This window comes from Brevundimonas sp. EAKA (assembly GCF_000698025.1).
GTDB classification, from domain to species: Bacteria; Pseudomonadota; Alphaproteobacteria; order Caulobacterales; family Caulobacteraceae; genus Brevundimonas; species Brevundimonas mediterranea_A.
Window position 1 is genome coordinate 1 of sequence record NZ_JMQR01000251.1, and the last position, 1,383, is coordinate 1,383.

The following is a 1,383-nucleotide window of genomic DNA, read 5'->3' on the forward strand; positions in this document are numbered from 1 at the left end:
GCAGGGGACGATGGGATGGCGTGGGGGGATGCGGTGCGCGGCCCTTCCCACCCGGTCTCGCCTCCGGCTCGACCCCCCTCCCCCGAGAGGGAGGGAGAGTCAGCGTGTGTCGGCATGACGCCGCTTTTCAGGGAGAGTGTGATGGTTTCGATCCGGTGGCCGTTCGGCCAGGGCGGGCGCGGGCGTGCGCCAAATCGGGGGGCGCCTGAAGAGAAGGCCAGTCGGACGGCGGTGCTGCTTTCGGGCGTGGGGCGGGCGCGGTGGACGCCCAACGACTACGCCAGTCTGGCGCGCGAGGGGTATCAGAAGAATGCGGTGGCCTATCGCTGCATCCGGATGATCGCGGAGGCGGCGGCCTCGGCGCCCTTTGCGGTGTTTGTGGAGGGGGTGCGGGACGAGGCCCATCCGTTGGCGCGGCTGATCCGCCGGCCCAATCCCGAACAGTCGGGGGCGGAGCTGATGGAGGCGGTCTATGGCGCGCTGCAGGTGTCGGGCAACGCCTGGGTCGAGGCGGTCGGGGACGAGGTCCCGGAGGAACTGTGGGCGCTGCGGTCGGACCGGGTGAAGGTGGTTCCCGGCCGGTCGGGCTGGCCCGAGGCGTGGGAGTATTGCGTCGACGGGCGGTCGGCGCGGATCGGGCGGGCCGCCGACGGCTGGGCGCCGGTGATGCAGCTGAAGCTGTGGCACCCGCTGGACGACTGGTACGGGCTGTCGCCGTTGGAGGCGGCGGCTCAGGGGGTGGACGCGCACAATGCGGCGGGCGCCTGGAACAAGGCCCTGCTGGACAATGCGGCGCGGCCGTCGGGGGCGCTGGTCTATGGGGCGCAGAAGGGCGAGCGGCTGACGGACGGGCAGTTCGAGGCGCTGAAGGATCAGCTGTCGTCCGCCTATTCCGGAACCGAGAACGCCGGGCGGCCGATCCTGCTGGAGGGCGGGATGGACTGGAAGCCGCTGAGCCTGACGCCGGCGGAGATGGATTTCGTCGCCGGCAAACATGCGGCGGCGCGCGAGATCGCCCTGGCCTTCGGGGTTCCGCCGCAGCTGCTGGGGATACCGGGGGACGCGACCTACGCCAACTATCGCGAGGCCAACACCGCCTTCTGGCGGCAGACGATCGCGCCCCTGGTGCGCAAGGCGGCGGGGGCGATGACGGGCTGGCTGGAAGGGCGGTTCCCCGGCTGCGAGGTGCGGGCCGATCTGGAGGCCGTGCCGGCGCTGCAGCCCGAGCGTGACGCCCTGTGGGCGCGGCTGGAGGCGGCCAGCTTCCTGACGGACGAGGAGCGGCGGCGGATGGCGGGGGTGGAAGGATGAACGATGCGGTGAAGAAGGCCGTGGCGGCATTGATCGCCGCCCTGGCGGTGCAGACGGTCGGGGGGCTGGTCT

At 71.9% G+C, this 1,383-nt stretch carries 1 protein-coding gene; it reads left to right on the forward strand.

What is annotated here, in order from left to right; translation table 11 throughout:
- The first annotated feature begins 141 nt into the window (after window positions 1-141).
- Window positions 142-1,311 carry a phage portal protein gene (locus tag ER13_RS17290; protein WP_052005186.1) on the forward strand — a complete coding sequence of 390 codons (1,170 nt, stop codon included), beginning with the start codon at window positions 142-144 and terminating at the stop codon, window positions 1,309-1,311.
- The last annotated feature ends 72 nt before the right edge of the window (window positions 1,312-1,383 follow it).

Bases quoted from the DNA above. Each gene is read 5' to 3' on its own strand.
- ER13_RS17290 (WP_052005186.1), top strand. From the start codon at position 142: ATGGTTTCGATCCGGTGGCCGTTCGGCCAGGGCGGGCGCGGGCGTGCG.